This window comes from Rhizobium sp. CF122 (assembly GCF_000282035.1).
Lineage (GTDB): Bacteria > Pseudomonadota > Alphaproteobacteria > Rhizobiales > Rhizobiaceae > Rhizobium.
Genome location: NZ_AKKA01000087.1, coordinates 149,596 through 174,150, shown reverse-complemented (window position 1 = coordinate 174,150; position 24,555 = coordinate 149,596). Strand labels below are relative to the sequence as shown.

The window sequence follows — 24,555 nt, the reverse complement described above, 5'->3', positions numbered from 1 at the left end:
GCATGAATTTCGGACTGAGCGAAGAACAGGAAATGATCGTCGAGACGGTCCGCGCCTTCGTCGAATCCGAAATCTATCCGCATGAGAACGAGGTCGAGCGCACCGGTATCGTCCCGCCGGAGCTCGGACGCGAGATCCAGCGCAAATGCATCGATCTCGGCTTTTACGCCTGCAATTTCCCCGAGGAGGTCGGTGGCGCCGGCCTTGACCATGCCACCTTCACGCTGGTCGAGCGGGAGCTCGGGCGCGGCTCGCTGGGGCTGACGGTTTTCTTCGGCCGGCCCTGCGGCATCTTGATGGCCTGCGAGGGCGAGCAGCGTGAGCGTTATCTCCTGCCTGCGGTACGCGGCGAGAAGATCGACGCGCTTGCCATCACCGAGCCGGACGCCGGGTCCGATATGCGCGGGATGAAATGCGCCGCCCGCCGCAACGGCAGCGATTTCGTCCTGAACGGCACGAAACATTTCATCTCGCATGCCGACGTCGCCGATTTCGTGATCGTCTTTGCCGCGACGGGCGAGGAGGACACGCCAAAAGGCATCAAGAAGAAGATCACTGCCTTCTTGGTGGATCGCGGCACGCCCGGGTTTGAAATCCTCAAGGGCTATGATTCGGTTTCGCATCGCGGCTACCACAACTGCACGCTGAGCTTCGAAGATTGCCGGATTCCCGCAAGCCAGGTGCTCGGCGAAGTACATCGCGGCTTCGATATCGCCAATCAATGGCTTTACGGCACGCGGCTGACGGTTGCGGCCACCTGCATCGGCCGGGCACGACGCGTGTTCGACATGGCCCTGTCCTACGCCGCCGAGCGCAAGCAGTTCGGCAAGCCGATCGGCGCCAATCAGGGTGTTTCCTTCAAGCTTGCCGACATGATCACCGAAATCGACGCAGCCGAGTGGCTGACACTTTCAGCCGCCTGGCGGCTCGACGCCGGCCTTTCGGCAGACCGCCATATCGCCTCGGCCAAGCTCTATGCCTCCGAGATGCTGGGCCGCGTGACGGATGAGGCAATCCAGATCTTCGGCGGCATGGGCCTGATGGACGACCTGCCGCTTGCGCGCTTCTGGCGCGATGCGCGCGTCGAGCGCATCTGGGACGGCACCTCAGAAATCCAGCGGCACATCATCAGCCGCGACCTGCTTAGACCTTTAGGAGCGTGAGCCGATGACGCCTGGCCCGCTCGACCGCCTGCTCAGACCGCAAACGATCGCCGTTTTCGGCGGCCGCGAGGCGCGCAGAGTGATCGAGCAGTGCGACCGCATGGGTTTTGCCGGCGAGATCTGGCCCGTCCATCCCAAGCTTGGCGAGGTGCTCGGGCGGCGCTGCTATCGCTCGGTATCCGATCTGCCTTCGGCACCCGACGCTGCCTTCGTCGGCGTCAACAGGATGCTGACCGTCGAGATTGTGCGCAGCCTTTCGCGGGCCGGCGCCGGCGGGGCGGTCTGTTATGCGTCGGGCTTCAGCGAGGCGACGGCGGAACTCAGCGACGGCGCCGAGCTGCAGCAGGCCCTTTTGGAAGCAGCCGGCGACATGCCGATCCTCGGGCCAAACTGCTACGGGCTCATCAACGGTCTCGACGGCGCGCTGCTATGGCCCGATCAGCACGGCATGCGGCGTATGGCACGCGGCGTCGCGATCCTCACGCAGTCCTCCAATATCGCCATCAACCTCACCATGCAGACCCGTGGCGTGCCCATCGCCTATGTGGTCACTGCCGGCAACCAGGCGCAGACATCGCTTTGCGACGTTGCCTGTGCGCTGATCGACGATCCGCGCGTCACAGCGGTCGGCCTTCATGTCGAAGGCTTCGGCGATCTCGCTGCACTCGAACGCCTGGCCGCGATCGCCCGCCATTCACGCAAGCCGGTCGTCGTGCTGAAGGTCGGCAGGTCCGAGCAGGCAAAGCGTGCGGCCGTGTCGCACACCGCCTCGCTTTCCGGCAGTGATGCCGTCGCGAATGCCGTGCTCGCCCGCCTCGGCCTCGGCCGCGTCCAGAGCTTGCCGGCGCTCTTGGAAACCTTGAAGCTGCTGCATGTCGCCGGCCCGCTCGCAGGCCATTCGATCTCGTCGATGAGCTGTTCGGGAGGCGAGGCTTCGCTGATGGCAGATGCCGCCGTCGGCCGCGCCGTGGAATTCGGTGCGTTGCGGCCGCAGCAATTGCCACGGCTGCGGCGGGTCTTGGGCGAGATGGTGACGCTTTCCAATCCGCTCGATTACCATACCTTTGTGTGGGGCGATTTCGCACGCCAGACCGAAGCCTTCAGCGCCATGTTCGAAGGTGGATATGCCCTCAATCTCGTCGTCCTCGACTTCCCGCGTGGTGACCGCTGCGATGCGTCCGAATGGGCGATGACCGTTGAGGCGGTCATGACGGCCGCCGCCGCAACCGGTGCGCTTGCCGGCCTTCTCGCGACCCTTCCGGAAAATATGCCGGAGCCGATAGCCGAACGGCTGATGGCAAACGGCATCGTTGCCTTCTGCGGCATCGACGAAACGATCGCCGCCGCGGAAGTCGCAGCCGGCATAGGGCGGGCCTGGAAAGCGCCACCTTCCCTGCCGTTGCTCGATGTGCCCTTGGTAGCCGGAGAGATCGAGACGCTGACGGAGGCCGATGCGAAGTCCGAACTCGCCGCCTTCGGACTTCCGGTTCCCGAGGGGCTGTCGGCCTCTTCTCCCGGTGAAGCAGCTGAGCTGGCTGAACGGCTCGGTTTCCCGGTCGTGTTGAAGGGTCTCGGCATTGCGCACAAGACCGAGGCCGGGGCCGTCGCACTCAACCTCAACGATATTGAGGCGGTATCGAATGCGGGAACGGCCATGCCGCCGAATGCCGGTTATCTCGTCGAGAAGATGATCGATCCGCCGATCGCCGAGCTCATTGTCGGCGCCATCCGCGACCCTGTTTTCGGATTGTCGCTTACCGTCGGTGCGGGCGGAATCTTCGTTGAATTGCTTGAAGATTCCGTCATCTTGCCGCTTCCGGCGACGAAAACGGACATTCACGCAGCGATTTCCAGGCTCAAACTCGCAAAATTGATCTCTGGCTATCGCGGGCGGCCAAAAGGTGATCTCGAAGCCGCGGTCGCCGCTGTCGCAGCAGCGGCAGATTATGTCGTAATGAACGCAACACACCTGGAGGAACTCGACATTAATCCATTGATGGTTCTTCCCGAAGGGCGCGGCGTTGCCGCCGTTGATGCCCTGATACGGCGGAGGAGGTAGCATAGGTTGAACGACCACATTCGCACACGAAATGACGGCGGAGTGCTCGAAGTCGTCATCGACCGGCCGAAGGCGAACGCCATCGACCTTGCGACCAGCCGTGCCATGGGGTTGATCTTTCGAGATTTCCGCGACGATCCGGCATTGCGCGTCGCCATCGTGTCGGGCGCGGGCGAAAAGTTCTTCTGTGCCGGATGGGACCTGAAGGCGGCCGCCGCCGGTGATGCGGTCGACGGAGACTACGGTGTGGGCGGCTTTGGCGGGCTGCAGGAATTGCGCGACCTCAACAAGCCTGTCATCTGTGCGGTCAATGGCATCTGTTGCGGTGGGGGGCTGGAGATCGCGCTTTCGGCCGACCTGATCATTGCCACCGAACATGCGACCTTCGCCCTTCCGGAAATCCGCTCGGGTACGGTTGCCGATGCAGCGTCGATCAAGCTGCCGAAGCGCATCCCTTACCACATCGCCATGGACATGCTGTTGACGGGCCGCTGGCTCGACGTTGACGAGGCGCATCGCTGGGGTTTCGTCAACGAGGTCTTGCCGACCGAGCGGCTCATGGAGAGGGCATGGGAGCTTGCCCGACTGCTCGAAAGCGGTCCGCCGCTCGTCTATGCCGCCATCAAGGAAATCGTGCGCGAAGCGGAGGGTTTGCCGTTCCAGACTGCCATGAACAAGATCACCAAGCGGCAGTTTGCGACGGTCGACAGGCTCTATGCGAGCGAAGACCAATTGGAAGGCGCGCTCGCCTTCACCGAGAAGCGAAACCCCATTTGGAAAGGACAATGACGAGGCGGCGGCAACCGCAGCATTTTCCCGCATGATGCGGGCACCGGAGGCGGAGAGGAAACCGCCTGCGGATCTGCCCGGAAGTTCTGTCAACGCACCATAAAGAAGGAACTGGGGAATGAACGACTACACCAAATATCTCGCAGGCCGTGTCACCGCGGGCGGGCTCAGCCGCCGTGAATTCATGGGTCGCGCCATGGCAGCGGGCATCACACTTGCCGTCGCCGACAAGCTGTTCACCGAAAGTGCCAAGGCCGCCGAACCCAAGCGCGGCGGCCACCTGAAGCTTGGCCTTGAAGGTGGCGCTGCCACCGATTCCAAGGATCCGGCGAAATTCCTGTCGCAGTTCATGTTCTGCGTCGGCCGCTGCTGGGGAGACATGCTCGTCGAATCCGATCCGCTGACGGGCGCTGCCGTGCCGGCGCTCGCCGAATCCTGGGAACCGTCGAAGGATGCAGTGACCTGGACCTTCAAGATCCGCAAGGGCGTCAAGTTCCACAATGGCAAGGAACTGACGATCGACGACGTCGTTGCGACGCTCAAGCGCCATACCGATGCGAAGTCGGAATCCGGCGCACTCGGTGTCCTCGGCTCCATCAAGGAAGTCAAGGCCGATGGCGGCAATCTCGTCCTGACACTCAGCGAAGGCAACGCCGACATGCCGCTGCTGTTGTCCGACTACCATCTGGTCATCCAGCCGAATGGCGGCGTCGACGATCCGCTGGCCTCGATCGGCACCGGTCCCTACAAGCTGACGAGCTTCGAGCCCGGCGTGCGTGCCACCTTCGAGAAAAACAAGGACGACTGGCGCACCGACCGCGGTTATGTCGATTCGATCGAGATCATCGGCATGAACGACGCCACCGCCCGCATCGCGGCACTGTCGTCCGGCCAGGTGCACTATATCAACCGCGTCGACCCGAAGACCGTCAACCTGCTGAAACGCGCGCCCAACGTCGAGATACTCTCGACCGCCGGCCGCGGCCATTATGTCTTCATCATGCACTGCGACAAGGCGCCGTTCGACAACAACGACCTGCGCCTGGCACTCAAATACGCCATGGACCGCGAGACCATGGTGCAGAAGATCCTCGGCGGCTACGGCAAGGTCGGCAATGACTTCCCGATCAACACCACCTATGCGCTGTTCCCCGAGGGCATCGAGCAGCGCGCCTACGACCCCGACAAGGCGGCCTTCCACTACAAGAAATCAGGCCATAGCGGCTCGGTCCTTCTGCGCACCTCCGAAGTCGCCTTCCCCGGCGCTGTCGATGCGGCCGTCCTCTATCAGGAAAGCTGCAAGAAGGCCGGGATCGAGATCGAGGTCAAGCGCGAGCCGGGTGACGGCTACTGGACCAACGTGTGGAACGTCCAGCCCTTCTCGACCTCCTATTGGGGTGGCCGGCCGACGCAAGACCAGATGTATTCCACCGCCTATCTCTCGACGGCGGACTGGAACGACACCCGTTTCAAGCGTCCTGACTTCGACAAGCTCTTGCTGCAGGCCCGCTGCGAACTTGATGAAGCCAAGCGCAAGGACATGTACCGCACCATGGCAATGATGGTGCGCGACGAAGGTGGGTTGATCCTGCCGATGTTCAACGATTTCGTGAACGCCTCCACCAAGCAGGTGAAGGGTTATGTCCACGATATCGGCAACGACATGTCGAACGGCTACGTCGCGACCCGCGTTTGGCTGGACGCCTGATGGCAAGGGGCGCATGCCCCTCCGATCTCCAACGAAGCCGGGACCGTGGGTGAAACCCGCGGTCCTCCCGACGTTTTAGCGCGAGGTCTTCGCCATGACCAATCCGGCCCCAAGCAATATCCTGCCCGGCCTCGGGTTCCGGCAGCGTTTTCCGCTGCTCGCCCTCATCCTCGAGCGCTTCGTGCTCAGCATCGTCCTGCTTTTTGCCGTTTCCATCCTGATCTTCGGTGGGCTGGAAGCGCTGCCCGGCGATTTTGCAACCACCTATCTCGGCCAGTCGGCGACGCCGCAGGCCGTTGCCAATATTCGCCAGGACCTAGGGCTGAACCGTCCGGTAACGACGCGCTACGTCGAGTGGCTCGGTAACGCCGTCCAAGGTGACTTCGGCACGTCCTGGGCCAGCAAGAATTCGGTGAGCGAGCAGATCGGCAAGCGTCTCGGCAATTCGCTCTTCCTGGCGGGGTTCGCAGCGGTCATTTCCGTGCCGCTCGCCGTTGGCCTCGGCATGCTGTCGGTGCACTTCCGCAACCGCCTGCCGGATAAGATCATCAACGTGATCTCGCTTGCGGCGATCTCGCTGCCGGAATTCTTCATCGGCTACCTGCTGATCCTCTTCTTCGCCGTGAAGTTCGGAATGGCCACCTTTCCGGCCACCGTTTACGACAGCATGGGTTTCATCGAGCGATTGAAGGCGATCGCGCTGCCGACGGCGACCCTGGTGCTCGTCGTGCTCGCGCACATGATGCGCATGACGCGGGCGGCGATCCTATCCGTCATGTCGTCGGCCTATATGGAGACTGCGGAGCTGAAAGGCCTCGGTGCCTTCCGCTCGATCGTCAAACACGCCGCTCCCAATGCGCTCGCGCCGATCATCAACGTCGTCGCATTGAACCTTGCCTATCTCGTGGTCGGCGTCGTCGTTGTCGAAGTCGTCTTCGTCTATCCCGGCATGGGGCAATATATGGTCGATGCGGTCACCGTGCGCGACATGCCTGTCGTGCAGGCCTGCGGTCTGATCTTTGCGGCTGTCTACATCTTCCTCAACATGACGGCCGATATCCTCGCGATCATCGCCAACCCCCGACTGAGGCATCCGCGATGAGATTGCGAGACATCCCCATCACCGCCTGGATCGGCATCAGCGGTATCGCGATCGCCTTCATCTTTGCGGCTTTCGCGCCCTGGATCGCCCCCTATGGCGAGACCCAGGTCGTCGGCGACGTCTGGCAGCTGCCCGATGATCAATATGTCTTCGGCCTCGACAATCTCGGCCGCGACATCCTTTCGCGCCTCATTTACGGCGCGCGCACGACGCTGCTCGTCTCGTCCGCCGCCACCATCATCTCCTTTTCGCTCGGCGTCATCTTGAGCTTCACCGCCGCCGTTTCGCGCGGCCTTATCGACACGATCTTTTCGCGCTTCAACGATCTGATGATGTCGATCCCAACGCTGATCTTCGCGCTCGTGGTTCTGGCCGTCCTGCCGCAGAACATCATCGTCCTGATCCTCGTCATGGCGATCCTCGATTCCACCCGCGTCTACCGTCTCGGCCGTGCCGTGGCGCTCGACGTCGCGGTGATGGAATTCGTCGAGGCGGCCAAACTGCGCGGTGAAGGCAAGCTCTGGATCATCTTCCGCGAAATCCTGCCGAACACCCTGTCGCCGCTGCTTGCCGAGTTCGGCCTGCGCTTCGCCTTCTCGATCCTGTTCCTGTCAACGCTTTCCTTCCTTGGCCTCGGCATTCAACCGCCTGCGGCCGATTGGGGCGGCATGGTCAAGGACAACAAAGACGGTATTATCTTCGGCATTTCTGCAGCGCTTGTGCCAGGCACGGCGATCGCCGTGCTTGCTGTCTGCGTCAACCTCGTTGTCGACTGGCTCCTGAAACGCACATCCAGCCTCAAGGGAGGGCGCGGCGATGCCTGAGCTTCTTTCCGTCCGCAATCTGAAGATCGAAGCGACCAGCTACCCGCCGGGCGAACCGCCAAGGCGGGTGACGATCGTCGACGACGTTTCCTTCGATCTCCAGAAGGGCAAGGTCCTCGGCCTGATCGGGGAATCGGGCGCCGGCAAGTCGACGATCGGTCTCTCCGCCCTCGCCTATGGTCGGGGCGGCGCAGAAATCACCGGCGGCGAGGTGCGGCTCGACGGCACCGATATCCTGGCGCTCGGCAAGAACGGCATCCGAAAAATTCGCGGCGCGCGAGTCTGCTACGTCGCGCAATCAGCGGCTGCCGCCTTCAATCCGGCGCACAGGCTCGGCGATCAGGTGATTGAAGCTTCGATCAAGCATGGTCTGATGACCAGGCAGGAGGCGCGCAAGCGTGCGCTTTATCTGTTCCGCGTCTTGGGTCTGCCCAATCCGGAGACCTTCGGCGATCGCTTTGCCCACCAAGTCTCCGGCGGCCAGCTGCAGCGTGCGATGACGGCGATGGCGCTCTGCTCCAACCCCGAACTCATTGTCTTCGACGAGCCGACCACGGCTCTTGACGTCACCACGCAGATCGACGTTTTGGCGGCGATCAAGCACGCCATCGAGGAAACGCACACCGCCGCCCTCTATATCACCCACGATCTTGCAGTCGTCGCCCAGATCTCGGACGACATCATGGTCCTGCGCCATGGCAAGCAGGTGGAATATGGCAGCGTCCAGCAGATCATTAAGACGCCGCAGCAAGACTATACCCGTGCCCTCGTCAACGTCAGGCAAGCCTACCGTGAGGAAGCCGCCGATCAGTCCATCGGGCTTCTCAAGGTGGAGAATGTGAGCGCCGAATATTCCAACGGCTTCAAGGTGCTCCACGATGTTTGTCTGCATGTGCCGAAAGGGCAGACGCTTGCCGTCGTCGGCGAATCCGGTTCGGGCAAATCGACCCTGGCGCGCGTCATCACCGGCCTCCTGCCCCCGAGCAGCGGACGTATCGTCTTTGATGGAAAGCCGCTTGCGCTCCGCCTCAAGAGCCGGCCGAACGACGACTTGAGGCGCATACAGCTGATCTACCAGATGGCGGATACAGCGATGAACCCGCGCCAGACGGTCCGCGACATCATCGGCCGCCCGCTGACCTTCTATTATGGCCTGAGAGGGGGCGAAAAGACTGCCCGGGTAAACGAACTGCTCGACCAGATCGAAATGGGCAAGGGTTTCATCGACCGTTACCCGGCCGAGCTGTCAGGCGGCCAGAAACAGCGCGTAGCGATCGCAAGAGCACTTGCCGCCAGGCCCGAACTCATCCTTTGCGACGAGCCGACCTCGGCGCTCGATCCTCTGGTGGCCGAGGGCATCCTCAAGCTGCTCTTGCGCCTGCAGGAAGAAGAGAAGCTCTCCTATGTCTTCATCACCCACGACATCGCGATCGTCCGGGCGATCGCCGACAGCGTGGCGGTGATGCATCGCGGCAAGCTGGTGCGGTTCGGCCCGAAATCGACGGCGCTGTCGCCGCCCTTTGACGACTACACGGATCTGCTCTTGAAATCCGTGCCGGAAATGGAGATCGGCTGGCTGGAGAAGGTGCTCACGACGCGAAAGATGGCCAGCGCCGGGAATTGACCAAGCGGTCGTTCGAGACCAGCAGGCGTAATGAAACATGGAACTATACAATGACTAACCGCAGCTTCACTGTCATCGAAAACGAATGGATCATGCTCAAGGACGGAACGCGGCTGGCGGCGCGGATCTGGATGCCTGACAATGCCGAGGCAGAGCCGGTGCCGGCGGTGTTAGAATTCCTACCCTACCGCAAGCGCGACGGAACCAGCCTGCGCGACGAATCCACCTATCCCGTCTTTGCCGCGGCCGGCATTGCCGGGGTGCGCGTCGATATCAGAGGGTCCGGTGAATCCGACGGCGTTATCGACGGCGAATATACCGAGCTCGAACTCGCCAATGCCTGCGAATTGATAGCCTGGATCGCAGAACAGCCATGGTCGAACGGCTCGGTCGGCATGATGGGCATCTCCTGGGGCGGCTTCAACAGCCTGCAGGTCGCAGCGCTGCGCCCGCCCGCGCTCAAGGCCATCATATCGATCGCCTCGACCGTCGACCGCTATAACGACGACATCCACTACAAGAACGGCTGCCACCTCTCCGCACAGCTTTCATGGGCCGCGACCATGCTCGGCTATCAATCGCGCCCACCCGACCCCGCGCTTGTCGGCGAGCGCTGGAAGGAGATGTGGCTGGAACGCCTGGCGGGCGAACCCTTCCTGATGGAGGAGTGGCTGGCACACCAGCGGCGCGACGCTTTCTGGCGTCACGGCTCGATTTGCGAGGATTTTTCGAGCGTGCAGATCCCCACACTCGTCATCGCCGGCTGGGCCGACGGCTACCGCAATACGCCACTGATGGCGGTCGAGGGCCTGGGGAGCAAGGCGAAGGCGCTGATCGGCCCCTGGGTCCACAAATATCCGCACTTCGCCTGGCCGAAGCCCCGCGCCGATTTCCATGGCGAAGCGATCGCCTGGTGGAACAAATGGCTGCGCGGCGAGGACAATGGGACCGACGGATTACCGCAGGCACGCGCCTATATTCTCGATGCCGTGCGCCCTGCCGCGCGGCGCGACGCCGATCCAGGCTTCTGGATCGCCAAGGACGCCTGGTCGCCACCGCAGATGGAATGCTTCTATGTCGAGCAATTCGGCCGTTTGACGCAGGGCATGCCGATCCCGCACGCGCCCGATCATATGGTCTATCTGCGCTCTCCGCTCGACACCGGGACGGCATCCGGTGAATATTTCACGCTGAAGCCAGACGCCGAAATGGCAATCGACCAGCGTGCGGACGATGCCGGCTCGCTGGTCTTCGAGACAGTACCGCTTGCCGGGGATTGCGATTATCTCGGTCGGCCCGTGCTTACGCTTGCGCTGCGCGCCCACGCCACAGGTGGCAATCTCTGTGCCCGGCTCATCGACGTCCATCCGGATGGCACGGCAACGCGTGCCGCCTTTGGCGTCGTCAATCTCACCCACCGCGATGGCAATGCCGATCCCAAACCGCTGGCTCCAGGCGAGAAGGTGTCGGTCCGGCTCGTGCTTGATGCCTGCGGTTATCGCTTCCGCAAGGGCCATCGTATCCGTCTTTCGCTTTCCAGCGCATATTGGCCGATGATCCTGCCACCGCCGGAAGACGAAGGGGTCGAGATCGATCTCGCATCTCTCGGCCTGGCACTGCCATTGCTCGGTGATTTCAGGAGGATCGAAATCAAGGAACCGGCCAATCCCGATCCGCTGCCGAAATATATCGAGCATAAAGCCGCAGCAACAAAGCGGCAGGTCATCCGCAATCTTTCGGCCAACCGGACGGAGTATCACATCCACGAGGATACCGGACTTTACGAGCATCCCCAGACCGGCCTGTCGACGCGGCAATTGCGGGAAGAAGTCTGGTCAATTGCGCCGGATGATCCGCTGTCGATGACCGGCACGTCGACCTGGACCTGCGACATGCGCCGCCCCGGTTGGGTCGTGCGGACGGTCGCGACCGCTCGGATTGCATGCACCGGGACCGATTGGATCGTCAGCGCAGTTGTCACGGCGTTTGAGGGCGACGTGCAGATATTCGAAAAGATCTTTCCCGAAACGCGGATCGCGCGCGACCTGATGTGATCGTCAGGCCGTCGCAAAACGCCTGATGGCGTCGCACACGGCATAGAAGCCGTCGCGCGCGCCATCGCTCATGTGGCGGGCACGCAACCAGGCGTGCACCATCTGCGGCTCTTCTCGAAACCATACCTCGATGTCTTCGGCGGCGAGCCGGGCGGCATATTGCCGGCCGTCGTCTCGGAGCGGATCGAAATGCGCGACCGTGATGAAGGCCGGTGGCAGTCCGGCAAGCGAAGATGCCTGCAACGGCGCGGCGATCTCATTGCCTGCCGGCGCCTGAAGGATTTCGCGGTAGTAGGCGACATCCGCTGTCGTCAGGCCGGGCGCTGCGGCCATTTCGACATAGGAGCCCGTGGCAAGGTCTCCGCCGAGCGCCGGATAGATCAGGACCTGGCCGACGACGCCCGGCAGGCCCTCATCGCGTGCACGCAATGCAAGGCCAGCCGCAAGATTTCCGCCGGCGCTGTCGCCGATCAGCACGACGCTGTTGTTGGCGCAAAGCAGATGCTTCAGCACGGCAAACGCATCATCTGTCTGTGCCGGCCAGCGATATTCAGGGGCCAGCCGGTAATCGACGGAAACCAGTTCCGCACCGGCAAAATCGGCGATCTCGGCGCAGATGGCATGGTGGCTCTCGAGTGAGCCGACAACGAAGCCACCGCCGTGAAGATAGAGCAGAATGGTTCGCGTGGCGATTTCCCGCGGACGGTAGCGCCGGATCGGTATGCGCTGGAGCATGCCGTCCGAAAAGATCATCTCGGCGGGCAGCGGGCGGTCGAAGCGTACGCAAAGGGCGTTGTACCAACGCCGCTGCTGTTCGATCGATGCTCCAACGGCTTGTGGCGGATAAAAGGCATCGCAAATCGCGAGAAACTGCAGCATGCCCTTTTCGGTGGGGCCAGGCGATTGAATGGACATGCGGGTCCTTTCGCGATTTGGGACACTGCAGATCATGTCCCCAGTCGACTCTGCCCTGATCATGCACCCTTCTGACGGGAACGATCTGTCTGGTCGCGACCTATTGATGTCGCCGCACTTCCTAATTTCGAATCTGCATTCAGCGGCCAGGTGCTAGGCGAAGGGTCTTAGCGGGGGCATTCTGGAGATATTTCCAGGAAAGGCGGCGGGGCATGCACGATCCTGACGGCCATAGGCATCGGTAGGCCAACCTTGCCTTCCGACACGTCCTCACGCTCGGGAACGTCGTTGACGTGACAGGGTCCAAGCGTCTGGGCGGCGGTGACGATGCCGTTCGGGCGGCTGCGGAATACGGGCTCCGGCAGTTTAGCCAGATCCACTGCCCGGGTGCCGCCACACCGCGACACGCGTCATTCCCTGTATTGGCGCTCAATGGCGCAACCTCCCACCAGACATCCGTCGCTGCCGTCCCCTCGGGACACCGGTCCGCAACAGGTGCTCACGGCACAGGGGGCTTTGGGTCGCTCCTAACGGGAAGGCCCGGTCGCACCAGCCTACAACACCGGTACCTCAACAGGAAAATGGTACAGCGGCCTGATTGCATAGAGGTTGTAGATTTACGCAGGCTGGACTTTCTAACACGCCAAACGGCCAAAGAGACGCGTCAAATCGGATTATCTCGAAGAGTGAGGTCGCCGTTATAGGCTGACTGCTGCGGCTGAGTGGAAAGCCATAGCCGGGACTGCGTGAAATCAACCTCGGACCAATCCTTCGCAACAAACGTAGTCAACGTAACGGGCCCGCCGGGCTTCGATTGATCCCGAGATGATGTCCGGATGGCCGGAAACGGTGAGATCGCAATGTTATGAATCTCTTGGCCGAATGGACTAACGCTCAGTGCCAAATTACGCCGTACAACAACATGGCTGTGACGAATGCCAAGCCGAACAACAGTGATCCCTCAACAGCGAAATTGCCGTAATGAAATCGGCGAACTCCGCCCATGAAGTTTTCGATATGGCGGCGGGTTGTGATGGAAGACATTTGCGCGTCCTCCTTTACTTGTTGGGGCCGAGGGGATGGAACCCTAGGCAGTAGCGCCCTTGGCATTAGCTGCTGCTACAAACACTATGCGCGTTAGCGGAATGGTTGGCAAACGTCATTTGCGTCCGATCGCCAGCTGGGCGGCCTGCCCTGGAAAATCGATGAGGCGTGGACTACCCGTGAGGTGGCCAAAGGCGGCGGCTTTTACGGTCGCGGTCGCTGGTACTGAGCGCAGCGCTCAACTGGCTAGTCGAAAACTATTCCGGTTTGGCAGATTGCCTTTCTTCGATAAACCGCGTCGCTGCTTTACTCTTGGCGCTGGACCATCTTAGTAGCCAAGGACAGAATTGATCCAAGTTGCAGGACAGACGCAATCCGGAAATGACGCGGTCCACTTAGCTGTCGAACACCGGAATAGATCGGCGCGTCCCCCCACGCTTGGTAAGACGTATTGCGACAACCTTTAGAACGGCTATGCGGCCCTCGATCTCGCCCATTGACGGAATCGCAAGGTTTGCACCGTTCCCGTAACCGTCGCGCTTGGCGTTGTACATCACGCAATCCTCATGACACTCGACTGATCCTGTCGGTCGGCAGGTGTCTGCTGCACGTGGACGGGTCTTAGGCTGAAATTCGATCCAGAGTGATCGTAGGCCGTTAGGCAAGTGAGCGGCTGCGATTACATTAGACATCGCAGGTTTGGAAGTTGTCGTTTCGGCCGACCTCAATGCCTGACGGGTGCAGGTGTTCGCTCGAAATGCTCTCGAACCATGCAAGCAATGCCTCCCGTGATGAAGTCTTGGAAGAGACATCCAGTGCCGGTGGGCATAGATCCGAGCCAACGACTCCGGTCCTGCTGATCCGCATCAACGTGAATCGCGGCTGCAAGGGGCCAATTGTGTCCCAGTTCAGCCCAAAAATCCAGAAAACCATCCCGCCAACAGCGCTAAGGCCGCTACCATAAGAATCACTATCCATACGCCGCGACCGCGCTTCGGCGGTCTCCCAGAATAGCGATCAGGGTCGGCCATCGTACTCGTCTCCAAAATACGCCCTTCGCTGCGCGCCGCCTTCCGCGCGGCAGCCTTAGGGTTCCAAGCTGAACGCGGCGTTGAATTATCGCCGATCGGCGTCCTTGAAGGCAACCTTTCTGTCATGACGATCCCGTGCCAGTTCAAGCTCCTTCATCGTGGGGACCTTTTCGAATAATGAGGTCTTGCTTTCCACCTCGAAACCACCAAGCTCTTCGGTCGGCAATTGAACCTCCGCAACGACATTCCCTGGTGTGTCGCCGTGTCGGCTGCACAGCGTGGCGCGAGCGTCTGAAGCCTGAACGATCAATTCCTCAGCCGATGGGCTAGCTATCGGGCGGCTTTCGTTAGCGCTACCATTCCTTCTTCTGCCGAAGGAGGCAGGTTTGGTGATTTTATCCTTGAGCATCGGTCATCCGTCGATCTGTGTTTGACTGATCGCTACCGGATAGTTTTGCGCTCAGGGCATGGCTCCCTCCATTCAGGCTCCGCGATCCTTCCAAGGCCATGAAATTAGCCCGCGCTTCCAAGCGCAATCTGGCATGCCTGCGCAAGGTCTGCATTTGGCTCGCTGCTGCCAAGCGGCGTTGCCCAGCCTGCCTTCTTGATAACGTCGCTACGCCCGTATGTACCGGCTGCCTTGAGTGCGGCCATGATCTCTGCCGAAGCCGGATCCGTTTTGGCCCTCTCGAGGCAATAGGGCGTGAGCGCAGCCGCGATGGCCGAGGTTCGCTCGATCCCGGCTGCTTTTTGAGCACTGCCATTGGTCATCCACCCGCCCCATGTGAAGCCGACGATCGCAAGCGCGGCCGCGCCGCATACTGCTCCCCATAGGCCGGGGCGAAGCCAGGTCATGTCTTGCATGTCCATATCCAATCTGAGTGAAAGCACGCAATATTGCGCAAAAGGATAATAGCACAATAAACAAAGTGCGGATTGTATATTATTTATTATTTTATTCTATTTGAATCCATTCATATTATTTTTGGTTATTTGCCATATATTCTAAATTTATATTTTATTTTTTCCATTCCATTCTCGTCATCACTTAATTTGAACGTAGTGTGAGCTAGTCGTCGGTTGGCCCATAAGGCTGCGGTGCATCCGAAATAGCCTTCAGGGTGCAGTCCCGACGAAACTGGGTTTTGGCCCAATGGGTCGCGGAGCTTGTCGGCGCTCGATGTCCAAGCCTATGTTGCAGAGATCATCGAGGTTCGGACGACAGCAGCGGGCGATGAGGGCGTTATAGCAAAGATCCTCGCAGACGTTCGAGCAGCGGATCGGGTCCTGGGCGAGAAGGAGTTTCGAGCCCACATGGCGACGCTGACGACCAACGAAGCAGACGCCGAAGCGCCCCGTCCTTGAACGCCGCTTCGATAGAGTGCGAGCGAAATCGCTCACGGTCGACTTTCGAGTCGGGTTGTGTCTTTCATCTACCAGAACATTGGTCAAAGTATCGGGAACGCCAGTTTCCGTATGCGGCCTTCATCGCGCATCGCATTACGACGTACGCTACGCATGTCCAGCTGTTCGAAGCCGAGCGCGGCGTTCGCCAGCCCCGACATGCGCCACGCCAGGCGCACGATACCTGCACGAGCGCCTATCATGCGGTCTGGCGCCTACCACCATGGAGGCAGCCTCTTCCATGCTGAGGTTCTTGGGCTTCAGCGCCACTCCGCTTCATTGATGGCCGCGAGATATAAAGTTACTGGCGAGCTGCCACCATGGCCACCATGCGCCGTGGCTTTGGCAGGCCCCTCGTCTTCATCCACCGCACCAACTGACGCCTGGCGGCCGTAGTGTTGCGTCGGCTCTAAACGATTTCATCAAGAACATAGCCATCCTGATCAACGGATGACCAGAACCCAGCGCTTCTGCCTGGAAAATCGTCACGATCACCTCTTCCCACACGTGGCTGCAGCTCGGCGGGTTCCGCCGCAAACAGCCGGCATATCTCAAGCGAACGTCTTCATTGGTAGCCAACCACTTCGACCGCGTTGGTCAGTTGAAGTCGGGATCAAGGAAGCATGAACACCCCTAGGCTTGCGCCGGCCGGAATGACTATTTTCGATCCGTGTTTCCCGATTGCTTTGTGGCTGCCTTTAGCACTCCTTCGTGCAAATCCGACTCATCGGCAAGAATGGCGCCGGCCTCATCCAGCAGAACGTCCTTTGCCTTCTTGCGGGCATTTTCAATGGCAATATCAGCACTTAGGCTGCGCTCGTTTGCCTGCAGACCATCATCTTCACCGGTATCTTCGCCATCGCTTGATTGCGCTCGAGACTTGAGACGATTTTCTCGAGCAGTCAATTCTCTGCGACGGTCGGTTTCGTTGAGAGAGACAATCCCTTTCTCACGCTGCGCCTTCAGATCAGCAATGTCTTGTAACAGGCGTTGGAAGTCCGGATCGCTCTTAACCCGAGCATCATGGCGACTTTGCAGTGTCGGCAGCAAGGTCGCTACAGTGTCGTTGGGCGTATAGGTCGCAGGCTTGATCTGCGTCCACGGCAAGGCATTGTCATAGCTGGTCTCGCCAAAACGTGTCGGATCCGAAAGTCCCGGCAAGCTGATATCAGGCGTCACACCGCGCAGCTGCGTCGTACCGCCATTGATCCGGAAAAACTGGGCAATCGTCACTTTCAGTTCACCCAATTCGAGCTTGTTGTTACGAACCATCTGGTCAAGATTAACGACAGTTTGAACGGTACCCTTGCCGAAACTGGGTTCGCCGACAATCACGCCTCGACCATAATCCTGGATTGCCGCAGCAAAAATCTCTGAAGCCGAGGCCGACCCGCGATTGATCAGGACACCAACGGGACCAGTCCAGACAGGCGCTGGAAGATCGGCGCTTCTTACCGTGACCTTACCGTCGCTACTGCGTTGCTGGACGACCGGGCCATGGCCGATGAACAGGCCGGTCAAATCGATCGCCTCGTCCAATGAACCGCCGCCATTGTTGCGCAGGTCAATGAGAACGCTGTCGACCTTTTCTTGCTTCAGCTCGCCGAGAAGCTTGGCGACATCGCGGCTTGCGCTTTTGTAGTCCTTGTCTCCTTTGTGCCTGGCTTCGAAATCCTCATAGAATGCTGGCAGAGTAATGACCCCGATTTTACGTGTCGCATCGCCCACTTTCACGGGCAGCACGGCCTTGCTGGCCGCCTGTTTTTCGAGGCTGATTTTATCGCGCACCAGGCTGACAACACGATGGGTGCCCTCTGCTCCGGCATCGGCCGGCAGGATGTCCAAGCGCACGACAGAACCTTTTTTCCCTCGTATCAATTGCACGACTTCATCAAGGCGCGTGCCCACCACTTCTTTGATCGCCCCATCCTCGCCCTGCCCAACGCCGGTAATGCGGTCTCCGACCGAGAGCTTCCCGGACAACTGCGCCGGTCCGCCAGGTACGAGCTCACGGATCGTCGTGTAGTCGTCGCGTTCCTGCAGGACCGCACCGATACCAAAGAGCGAAAGCTTCATCGCGATATTGAAATCGGCCGAAGCGTTCGCGCCAAAATAGTCCGTGTGCGGGTCGATCGAGTTTGAATAGGCATCCATGAACGACTGGAAAACGTCGTCACTTTTGTACTTGTAAACGCGCTCGAGGGCGTTCGCGTAGCGTTTGTCGAGCGTTTCGCGAATAGCTGCGTCGGTTTTGCCACCCAGTTTCAACCGCAACCAATCGCTTTTGACGCGCTTGCTCCACAGTTCATTGCTCGCCGCTTCCGACTGCGGCCAAGGAGCTTTGTCGCGCAGCACGGAATAAGTTTCCTGCGCCTCGAAATCGAAGTCCTGCTTAAGCAAGTTGCGCGCGTAGTTCATGCGGTCGACAACGCGCTGTTCATACACGTTGAAGATCGCAAACGGGATCTTCAAGTCCTCCCGACCAATGCCATCGTCGATCTCGCTGCGCTCCGCCATGAACCTGTCGATGTCCGCTTGCAGGAAGAGCATGCGGTCGGGATCGAGTGATTTAATGAACCGATCCATGATCCTCGCCGACAAAGCGTCGTCGAGTGGAACAGGCTTGTAGCTGAAACGCGTGAAAAATTGTGCACTCACCTGAGCGGCTTGTGCCTGTTGCTTTAGCGGCGCCAAAACAGGCGGTGATGCGACTTCGGCATTTGCGGACTGTACGAGTGCAACAAATGCACAAAGGAAGACGTGTGATATGCGCATTCAGCGTTGATCCAATTCTTAAGGCCGAGTGTCGGTGTCCTTTTAGGTGAAGCAATTGTGGTTTTTTGGCAACCGGGTGGATCATACGCGAAAATTCGTATGGCCGAAAAATCCGTTTAAACGACAGACGGGGAGCACCCAAAAGAAGCCGCCACCGCGGCCGCCGAGCCGTTGTCGAACGTCCTCGGGCCAACGGCGTCCGGAAACCGTGACCTGAATGCATAGGTTGGAGCCGTTCATGCGCGAGAAAGTGTCGGACATGACAACAAGTTAGCTACCTCCTCGGTAAAACACCGTGCCGCCGTGATGCAGCACGCCGTCGATGAACTCGCCGTCGGCGGGAAAGCCGGTATCGTCCCAATAGTCGATATGATTGCCGGATGACGTTGCGTCCCTGAAAGGCGCTGGTGCGGCTGCCCCTTGGCTCGTCATCGCGCCCGTTCGGCAAGAGCTCGTGCCGAATATGGCTGTCTCCGGTCATCCATACCCGAGCCTCGGTCGCCGGCGTCAGCGTCATCTTCGGCATGGATGAAAGCTTCCTGCCGTCAGTTGCGTGTGGTGAACTCGCGCCCTTGCTTGAGGTATTCTGCCGGCGCTTGTCTGGCTTTATCTCTACTGTCCGGGCCGGCGCAATATGACAACGAAGCGACGCGCGCTGATGGACCGCCTGCGACGCCCGTCGGCACCGGTATAAGGCGAGGTCTTTTCAGCGACCAAGCGGCAAGCTTATCGTTTACAAGTGCGGTGCGGGTTATCCACAAGGCGGTAAGTCGAAGGGGTGTAACCGGCCCCATTTAAGGCACGGAATGGATAAGACCCAAGAGAATGGCTATCTTGTCGCGGGCTGAACCAGACTTGACCGCGTGCCATGCCTGACGCCTTACTGAACGATACTTCAGCTGATCCGCTGGCTTGGGAGGGCACCCATTGACCTTGAGACACCAAATCATTGCGCTGGCGATCATTCCGCTCGTGATTGCCATCCTGGCAATCACGGCATTCATCACCTGGCAATCGGCGCACCTTACCCGGGACAATATTGCGACATTCGAGCAGAATATGCTGAAGGCCAAGGAGACGGAGATTCTCAATCTCACCAACCTCGCGCTATCTGCAATCCAGGCGACCTATGGTGGTGCCGGTGCAAACGACCAGGTCGCCAAAGACAAGGTGGCGGCGATCCTGAACTCGCTCGACTACGGAAAGGACGGATATTTCTTCGTTTACGACTATGACGGAAACAACATCGTTCATCCGCGCCAAGGCTTCCGGCATGGGCAAAACTGGCTCAACCTGACCGATCCCGATGGCGACAAGGTGATCGCGGAACTGATCGCCACGGCCAAATCGGGCGGCGGCCTGCACCAATACAAATGGCAGAAGCCGTCGAGCGGCCAGATGGCAGACAAGCTGTCCTTCGTCGTCAGCCTCGACAAGTGGCATTGGGTCGTGGGAACCGGCGTTTATCTCGACGACGTCTATGCCCAAACGGCTGCCGCGAATGCAAGTATGCGCGCCAACATCAAGCGGACCTTCGTGATTGTGGCGCTGATCGCCGTGCCCGCTGTGCTGGTCGTCTTCACCACCTGCATGCTGGTGACCTTCCACGAGCGACGCATGGCGGACGGCAAACTCAAGGAACTAACGCAGCGGGTGATTAACACACAGGAGGAAGAGCGCGCCCGACTTGCCCGCGAGTTGCATGACGGCATTTCGCAAAATCTCGTCGGCGTGCGCTATACGATGGATCTCGCGGGACGTAAGGTCAGGACAGATGTCGATGATGCCGCACAGATTATCAATCGTGGCATCGAGGCCTTGAATGGCGCGATCAAGGAAATCAGGCGGCTGTCGCACGATCTCCGGCCACGCGTGCTCGACGATCTCGGCCTGACGGCGGCGATCGAGGCACTCTGCTGCAATTTCGTCGAGCGGACCGGTATTCAAGCCGATATCGAAGCTTCGGGCTTCATCGAGATGCTAAAGCCGGAAGCCAGCACCGCACTTTATCGCGTCGCACAAGAGGCCTTCAACAATGTCGAACGGCATTCCGGCGCAACAAGGCTTTCCGTCAAGCTCTGGAGCGAGAAAGGCCGCGCCCGCATGATGATTTCCGACAACGGTTCGGGCTTCGGCAGCGGCGGAGACGGCCCCCCCAACCGATCCGGTCTCGGCCTGCGCAACATGCAAGAAAGGATGGCGCATTTCCGCGGCCTGTTGCTGATCAATAGTGATGCAAGCGGCACAGTGTTGACCGCGATGCTGCCAAAATCGGCCAATCGTCCCGCCAACCAGCAGGCCGAAGCCGCATGACCAAAGGCGACAAAATCAAGGTCCTGTTGATCGACAACCATCCGCTCGTGCTGGATGGGTTGAAGGCCGTCCTTGAGACATTCGACCACATCGAAGTCGTTGGAACAGCCGGCCTCGCCGAGACCGGCCTCGAACTCGCCTACAAGGTCCGGCCACATGTTTTGCTGATGGATATCAACATGCCCAAGCTCAGCGGCATCGACGCGATCGAGCTTTTCAAGAAACGGATCCCGGAAACGCGAATCGTGATGCTCTCCATGCATGACAGCCGCGAATACATATCCTCCTCGGTGATACGCGGCGCCGCAGGCTATATTCTCAAGGACGTATCGACCGACGAGATCATTTCGGCCGTCGAGACCGTTGCGGATGGCGGAAAGTATTTCTCGTCCGGTGTCTTTGACGTACTGATGGAGGGGGAAGCCAGCAATGACGCCGATCCCCTCACGCCGCGCGAGCGTGATATCCTCAGCCTGCTCCTTGCCGGAAAGGCCAACAAGGCGATCGCCGAGGCACTCGGGATAACGCAGGCCACCGCCGAAACGCATCGCAAGAATCTCAAGAAGAAGCTCGGTATCGCGACAACGGCCGGCTTGATCCGTTATGCGCTCGATCACGGGATCCAGACCAAAACGACCTGAACTTGCGTCTACCCACTTATGGGTAGTCCCTTGCATTTCACCCCTTCCCTCCTCTTGTCGCATGCAAGGCTTCGCCATAGGACTTGCGCACGGCTCGCCGAGCGCAGCCGTTGGGAGGACTTTCAAATGCACAACGCTCTCTTCCGCCTTTTCGGAAAACCCGTTGCGAGAAGGCGGTTCGGGCTCATTCTGTCCAGCGACTGACAAACCACATTCACCACCGACACCTGCAACTTGGCGCCGATCGCACGGCGCCCGAGAGGTATCCGTCATGGAAAAACCAAAGAACAGGGCAGCCTGCTGGCTGCTCGTCATTCCGTATATCGGGCTGCTCTGGCCACCTTTCTACAATATCCGCGAACCGGCTCTCTTCGGCTTCCCCTTTTTCTACTGGTATCAGCTTGCCTGGGTGCCGGTTACCGCTTTCCTGACCTGGATCGCTTACCGGAGCATGCGCGATGACGACTGAACTCAACACAACCGCACTTGCCGTCTTCATCTTCTTCTTCGTGCTCGTCACGGTCATGGGTTTCGTTGCATCCCGCTGGCGTAAACCCAAAACGCTTGCCCATATCGACGAATGGGGTCTCGGCGGCCGCAGCTTCGGCACCTGGATCACCTGGTTTCTGGTCGGCGGCGACTTCTATACCGCCTACACAGTCATTGCCGTCCCGGCGCTGGTCTACACCGTCGGCGCTTACGGCTTCTTTGCGCTGCCCTACACCATCGTCGTCTATCCCTTTGTCTTCATGGTCATGCCTGTGCTGTGGAAACGGGCGAGGGATTTCGGTTACGTCACCGCAGGTGATGTGGTTCACGGCCAATATGGTTCGCGCGGGCTGGAGCTTGCGGTTGCCGCAACCGGCGTGATTGCGACAATGCCCTATATCGCGTTGCAGCTCGTTGGCATGACCGCTGCGCTCAAGGCGCTCGGTCTCCACGGTGAAGTACCGCTGGCGATCGCCTTCATCGTACTGGCGCTCTATACCTATTCGGCGGGCCTGCGGGCGCCGGCGCTGATCGCCTTCGTCAAGGACATCATGATCTACATCGTGGTGATCGCCGCCGTGGCGCTTATCCCCTCGAAGCTCGGCGGCTATGCCAATGTCTTTGCGGCCGCCGATGCGGCGTTCCAGGCAAAGGGCTCTGGCAGCCTGCTCCTGCAACCCAACCAGTATGTCGCCTACGCGACGTTGGCGCTCGGTTCGGCGCTTGCGGCCTTCATGTATCCGCATACGTTGACCGGCATCTTCGCCTCCAACAGCGGCAACACGATCCGCAAGAACGCTGTGCTATTGCCGGCCTATACATTGCTGCTCGGCCTTCTGGCCCTGCTCGGCTACATGGGCCACGCCGCGGGCTTGAAGCTCGAAAGCGCCAACGATGTCGTTCCGGCGCTCTTCCAGACGCTGTTCCCGAGCTGGTTTGCGGGCTTTGCCTTTGCGGCGATTGCCATCGGCGCGCTGGTGCCGGCGGCAGTGATGAGCATTGGCGCGTCCAACCTCTTCACCCGCAATTTCTGGAAGGCCTACGTCAACCCGGCGGTGACGGATGCTGGTGAGGCCAAGGTCGCGAAGGTGACGTCGCTCGTCGTCAAGGTCGGCGCGCTTCTCGTCATCGTCTTCCTGCCGACGCAGTTTGCACTCGACCTTCAGCTTCTTGGCGGTATCTGGATCCTCCAGACGTTTCCGGCGCTGGTTTTCGGTCTCTACACCAACTGGTTCCGCGCGCCGGCACTGCTCGCCGGCTGGTTCGTCGGCTTCATCGGCGGCACCTATCTCGTCTGGGATGCAGGCTGGAAACCGCTGCACATGATCAGCCTCGGCGGCGAACCGTTCACCATCTACACCGGACTGCTTGCCCTTGCCGCAAACATTCTAGTCGCGGTGGCGGCCAATGCCATCGTTCCGGCAAGAACTCCGGCACGCGCATAAGCCTGTCAAGAGCGAGGGGCCTCGACCCCTCGCTCTTGACACTGCTGATGACGACAATATCAGCGCCCGGCGTCGCCATTAATGGTCGTTTCGAAATCCAACCCCATACGGCAATTGAAGTCGTCGTTGCGGACCCGATATCGGCACCTTGACACTTGGGCGGGCGATCAGCCCTTGATGAAAGAACGCACGAGCCGTGCAGACGGTGGCAAAATCGACCTGAAACAGGCTCCTATCAGGCAAATTTGCGCGCCGCAGCCACGCAGGCAATGACCGCGGCGGTTGCAGCAAACATCGTCCAGGTCACCGTTTCATGCAGCAGCGTGGCTGCCAGGGTCAGACCGAGGAAGGGTTGCAGCAACTGTAGCTGTCCGACGCTGGCAATGCCGCCCTGGGCAAGGCCGCGATACCAGAAGACAAAACCTATCAACATGCTAAAGAGCGAGACGTAGGCCAGGCCCGCGAGTGCTGGCGCATCAATGTTCGAGAAGCTTGCGGGCATGAACCAGATCGACGAAAGGATCATCAGCGGGAGCGACAAGACGAGCGCCCAGGATATGACCTGCCATCCCCCCAGCCTTCGCGAAAGTTTGGCGCCTTCGGCATAGCCGAGCCCACAGACGATGATCGCCGCCATCATCAGCGCGTCTCCGACAGGCGCGGCAGTCAGCCCCTGCGACAAGGCAAAACCGCAGACCAATGCACTTCCCGTCACGGCAAAGAGCCAGAAGACCGGCTTCGGACGTTCTCCGCCACGGATGACGCCAAAGACAGCCGTCGCAAGGGGCAACAGCCCGACGAAGACGACCGAGTGCGCCGACGTAACGTGCTGCAGCGCAAGCGCGGTCAAGAGCGGGAAGCCCACCACCACGCCCGCGGCGACCACCATCAGCGACAAGATATCGCGTCTTGCCGGTCGCTTTTCTTTGAAAAAGAGCAGCAGCAGGAGCGCCAGCGCGCCAGCGATCCCCGCCCGCGCGACGGTCAAAAACACCGGATCAAACTGCATCACCGCCAAACGCGTGGCGGGCAGCGAGCCGCTGAAAATCACGACGCCGATCATGCCATTAAGCCATCCAGATGCTGTGCGGTCCATTTTCACTGCCTTTCTCTGCTGCCGTCCTTATCGGACACAAGCCATGGCCACACCAGCGACGATCTGATACAGTTTTAAA

General features: G+C 60.0%; 21 protein-coding genes and 2 pseudogenes. 13 read left to right on the top strand and 10 right to left on the bottom strand.

The features are described from left to right. Positions 1–2 precede the first annotated feature (2 nt). From PMI09_RS23095 to PMI09_RS23060, 8 genes are all read left to right on the top strand, one after another. The gene (locus PMI09_RS23095; RefSeq protein WP_007800115.1) at positions 3–1,163 is read left to right on the top strand and encodes an acyl-CoA dehydrogenase family protein; all 1,161 of its coding nucleotides are present in this window, start codon (positions 3–5) and stop codon (positions 1,161–1,163) included. Positions 1,164–1,167: 4 nt separating this feature from the next. Further along, complete coding sequence (locus PMI09_RS23090; protein ID WP_007800113.1) at positions 1,168–3,222, top strand: acetate--CoA ligase family protein; 2,055 nt, start codon at positions 1,168–1,170, stop codon at positions 3,220–3,222. A gap of 6 nt (positions 3,223–3,228) precedes the next feature. After that, a complete protein-coding gene (locus tag PMI09_RS23085) occupies positions 3,229–4,011 on the top strand; it encodes a carnitinyl-CoA dehydratase (RefSeq protein ID WP_007800112.1) in 783 nt (260 codons plus the stop codon). Positions 4,012–4,129: 118 nt separating this feature from the next. Then, on the top strand, positions 4,130–5,719 hold the full coding sequence (locus PMI09_RS23080) for an ABC transporter substrate-binding protein (RefSeq protein WP_007800110.1): 1,590 nt from the start codon (positions 4,130–4,132) through the stop codon (positions 5,717–5,719). A 94-nt stretch (positions 5,720–5,813) separates the two neighbouring features. Next, positions 5,814–6,821 carry an ABC transporter permease gene (locus PMI09_RS23075; RefSeq protein WP_007800108.1) on the top strand — a complete coding sequence of 336 codons (1,008 nt, stop codon included), beginning with the start codon at positions 5,814–5,816 and terminating at the stop codon, positions 6,819–6,821. Beyond that, complete coding sequence (locus PMI09_RS23070; protein WP_007800106.1) at positions 6,818–7,645, top strand: ABC transporter permease; 828 nt, start codon at positions 6,818–6,820, stop codon at positions 7,643–7,645. Before PMI09_RS23075 ends, PMI09_RS23070 begins: the two co-directional genes overlap by 4 nt. Then, positions 7,638–9,269, top strand: a complete 1,632-nt coding sequence (locus tag PMI09_RS23065; RefSeq protein ID WP_007800104.1) for an ABC transporter ATP-binding protein — start codon at positions 7,638–7,640, stop codon at positions 9,267–9,269. The genes PMI09_RS23070 and PMI09_RS23065 overlap by 8 nt, the downstream gene beginning before the upstream one ends. A 50-nt stretch (positions 9,270–9,319) precedes the next feature. Further along, positions 9,320–11,323, top strand: a complete 2,004-nt coding sequence (locus PMI09_RS23060) for a CocE/NonD family hydrolase (protein ID WP_007800102.1) — start codon at positions 9,320–9,322, stop codon at positions 11,321–11,323. Between the two features lie 3 nt (positions 11,324–11,326). Here PMI09_RS23060 and PMI09_RS23055 read toward each other — a convergent pair whose 3' ends face one another. The 6 genes and pseudogenes from PMI09_RS23055 to PMI09_RS23045 all read right to left on the bottom strand — a co-directional run bounded on the left by PMI09_RS23055 (position 11,327) and on the right by PMI09_RS23045 (position 15,177). After that, the gene (locus PMI09_RS23055; RefSeq protein WP_007800100.1) at positions 11,327–12,238 is read right to left on the bottom strand and encodes an alpha/beta hydrolase; all 912 of its coding nucleotides are present in this window, start codon (positions 12,236–12,238) and stop codon (positions 11,327–11,329) included. Between the two features lie 209 nt (positions 12,239–12,447). Further along, positions 12,448–12,612 (bottom strand): annotated as a pseudogene (locus PMI09_RS30615) (protocatechuate 3,4-dioxygenase); the annotation flags it as partial. A gap of 520 nt (positions 12,613–13,132) precedes the next feature. Continuing rightward, positions 13,133–13,282 carry a hypothetical protein gene (locus tag PMI09_RS31480; protein ID WP_007800096.1) on the bottom strand — a complete coding sequence of 50 codons (150 nt, stop codon included), beginning with the start codon at positions 13,280–13,282 and terminating at the stop codon, positions 13,133–13,135. Positions 13,283–13,677: 395 nt separating this feature from the next. Beyond that, positions 13,678–13,836, bottom strand: a complete 159-nt coding sequence (locus PMI09_RS31475; RefSeq protein WP_007800094.1) for a hypothetical protein — start codon at positions 13,834–13,836, stop codon at positions 13,678–13,680. 562 nt (positions 13,837–14,398) lie between these two features. Then, complete coding sequence (locus PMI09_RS31470) at positions 14,399–14,722, bottom strand: hypothetical protein (protein WP_007800092.1); 324 nt, start codon at positions 14,720–14,722, stop codon at positions 14,399–14,401. A 104-nt stretch (positions 14,723–14,826) separates the two neighbouring features. After that, positions 14,827–15,177: a hypothetical protein gene (locus PMI09_RS23045; protein WP_007800090.1), complete on the bottom strand. Its 351-nt coding sequence runs from the start codon at positions 15,175–15,177 to the stop codon at positions 14,827–14,829. Positions 15,178–15,480: 303 nt separating this feature from the next. Here PMI09_RS23045 and PMI09_RS23040 point away from each other — a divergent pair, with 303 nt between their 5' ends. Continuing rightward, a complete protein-coding gene (locus PMI09_RS23040) occupies positions 15,481–15,678 on the top strand; it encodes an ATPase inhibitor subunit zeta (RefSeq protein WP_037083843.1) in 198 nt (65 codons plus the stop codon). An 83-nt stretch (positions 15,679–15,761) separates the two neighbouring features. Here PMI09_RS23040 and PMI09_RS31465 read toward each other — a convergent pair whose 3' ends face one another. The 3 genes and pseudogenes from PMI09_RS31465 to PMI09_RS23030 all read right to left on the bottom strand — a co-directional run. Continuing rightward, a complete protein-coding gene (locus PMI09_RS31465; RefSeq protein WP_157213400.1) occupies positions 15,762–15,920 on the bottom strand; it encodes a hypothetical protein in 159 nt (52 codons plus the stop codon). A 454-nt stretch (positions 15,921–16,374) separates the two neighbouring features. After that, positions 16,375–18,492, bottom strand: a complete 2,118-nt coding sequence (locus PMI09_RS23035; RefSeq protein WP_007800088.1) for a carboxy terminal-processing peptidase — start codon at positions 18,490–18,492, stop codon at positions 16,375–16,377. A gap of 270 nt (positions 18,493–18,762) precedes the next feature. Then, positions 18,763–18,976, bottom strand: a pseudogene (locus PMI09_RS23030) (Atu4866 domain-containing protein); the annotation flags it as partial. A 443-nt stretch (positions 18,977–19,419) separates the two neighbouring features. Here PMI09_RS23030 and PMI09_RS23025 point away from each other — a divergent pair. From PMI09_RS23025 to mctP, 4 genes are all read left to right on the top strand, one after another. After that, entirely contained in the window at positions 19,420–20,805 is a 1,386-nt protein-coding gene (locus tag PMI09_RS23025; RefSeq protein WP_007800086.1) for a cache domain-containing protein, read from the top strand. Then, on the top strand, positions 20,802–21,446 hold the full coding sequence (locus PMI09_RS23020; RefSeq protein ID WP_007800084.1) for a response regulator: 645 nt from the start codon (positions 20,802–20,804) through the stop codon (positions 21,444–21,446). The genes PMI09_RS23025 and PMI09_RS23020 overlap by 4 nt, the downstream gene beginning before the upstream one ends. A gap of 271 nt (positions 21,447–21,717) precedes the next feature. Continuing rightward, complete coding sequence (locus PMI09_RS23015; RefSeq protein WP_007800082.1) at positions 21,718–21,915, top strand: DUF3311 domain-containing protein; 198 nt, start codon at positions 21,718–21,720, stop codon at positions 21,913–21,915. Next, on the top strand, positions 21,905–23,380 hold the full coding sequence (mctP, locus tag PMI09_RS23010; protein ID WP_007800080.1) for a monocarboxylate uptake permease MctP: 1,476 nt from the start codon (positions 21,905–21,907) through the stop codon (positions 23,378–23,380). Before PMI09_RS23015 ends, mctP begins: the two co-directional genes overlap by 11 nt. 235 nt (positions 23,381–23,615) lie before the next feature. On the opposite strand, the gene PMI09_RS23005 is transcribed toward mctP, so the two are convergent. After that, positions 23,616–24,476 (bottom strand): DMT family transporter, encoded by an 861-nt coding sequence (locus PMI09_RS23005; RefSeq protein ID WP_007800078.1) that lies wholly within the window; start codon positions 24,474–24,476, stop codon positions 23,616–23,618. Positions 24,477–24,555 lie beyond the last annotated feature (79 nt).

Coding starts and splice junctions, on each gene's coding strand:
- PMI09_RS23020 (WP_007800084.1), top strand. CDS start 20,802: ATGACCAAAGGCGACAAAATCAAGGTCCTGTTGATCGACAACCATCCG.
- PMI09_RS23065 (WP_007800104.1), top strand. CDS start 7,638: ATGCCTGAGCTTCTTTCCGTCCGCAATCTGAAGATCGAAGCGACCAGC.
- PMI09_RS23015 (WP_007800082.1), top strand. CDS start 21,718: ATGGAAAAACCAAAGAACAGGGCAGCCTGCTGGCTGCTCGTCATTCCG.
- PMI09_RS23055 (WP_007800100.1), bottom strand. CDS start 12,238: ATGTCCATTCAATCGCCTGGCCCCACCGAAAAGGGCATGCTGCAGTTT.
- PMI09_RS23045 (WP_007800090.1), bottom strand. CDS start 15,177: ATGCAAGACATGACCTGGCTTCGCCCCGGCCTATGGGGAGCAGTATGC.
- PMI09_RS23060 (WP_007800102.1), top strand. CDS start 9,320: ATGACTAACCGCAGCTTCACTGTCATCGAAAACGAATGGATCATGCTC.
- PMI09_RS23035 (WP_007800088.1), bottom strand. CDS start 18,492: ATGCGCATATCACACGTCTTCCTTTGTGCATTTGTTGCACTCGTACAG.
- PMI09_RS23080 (WP_007800110.1), top strand. CDS start 4,130: ATGAACGACTACACCAAATATCTCGCAGGCCGTGTCACCGCGGGCGGG.
- PMI09_RS23005 (WP_007800078.1), bottom strand. CDS start 24,476: ATGGACCGCACAGCATCTGGATGGCTTAATGGCATGATCGGCGTCGTG.
- PMI09_RS23090 (WP_007800113.1), top strand. CDS start 1,168: ATGACGCCTGGCCCGCTCGACCGCCTGCTCAGACCGCAAACGATCGCC.
- PMI09_RS23095 (WP_007800115.1), top strand. CDS start 3: ATGAATTTCGGACTGAGCGAAGAACAGGAAATGATCGTCGAGACGGTC.
- PMI09_RS31480 (WP_007800096.1), bottom strand. CDS start 13,282: ATGTCTTCCATCACAACCCGCCGCCATATCGAAAACTTCATGGGCGGA.
- PMI09_RS31475 (WP_007800094.1), bottom strand. CDS start 13,836: ATGTACAACGCCAAGCGCGACGGTTACGGGAACGGTGCAAACCTTGCG.
- mctP (WP_007800080.1), top strand. CDS start 21,905: ATGACGACTGAACTCAACACAACCGCACTTGCCGTCTTCATCTTCTTC.
- PMI09_RS23070 (WP_007800106.1), top strand. CDS start 6,818: ATGAGATTGCGAGACATCCCCATCACCGCCTGGATCGGCATCAGCGGT.
- PMI09_RS31465 (WP_157213400.1), bottom strand. CDS start 15,920: ATGATAGGCGCTCGTGCAGGTATCGTGCGCCTGGCGTGGCGCATGTCG.
- PMI09_RS23075 (WP_007800108.1), top strand. CDS start 5,814: ATGACCAATCCGGCCCCAAGCAATATCCTGCCCGGCCTCGGGTTCCGG.
- PMI09_RS31470 (WP_007800092.1), bottom strand. CDS start 14,722: ATGCTCAAGGATAAAATCACCAAACCTGCCTCCTTCGGCAGAAGAAGG.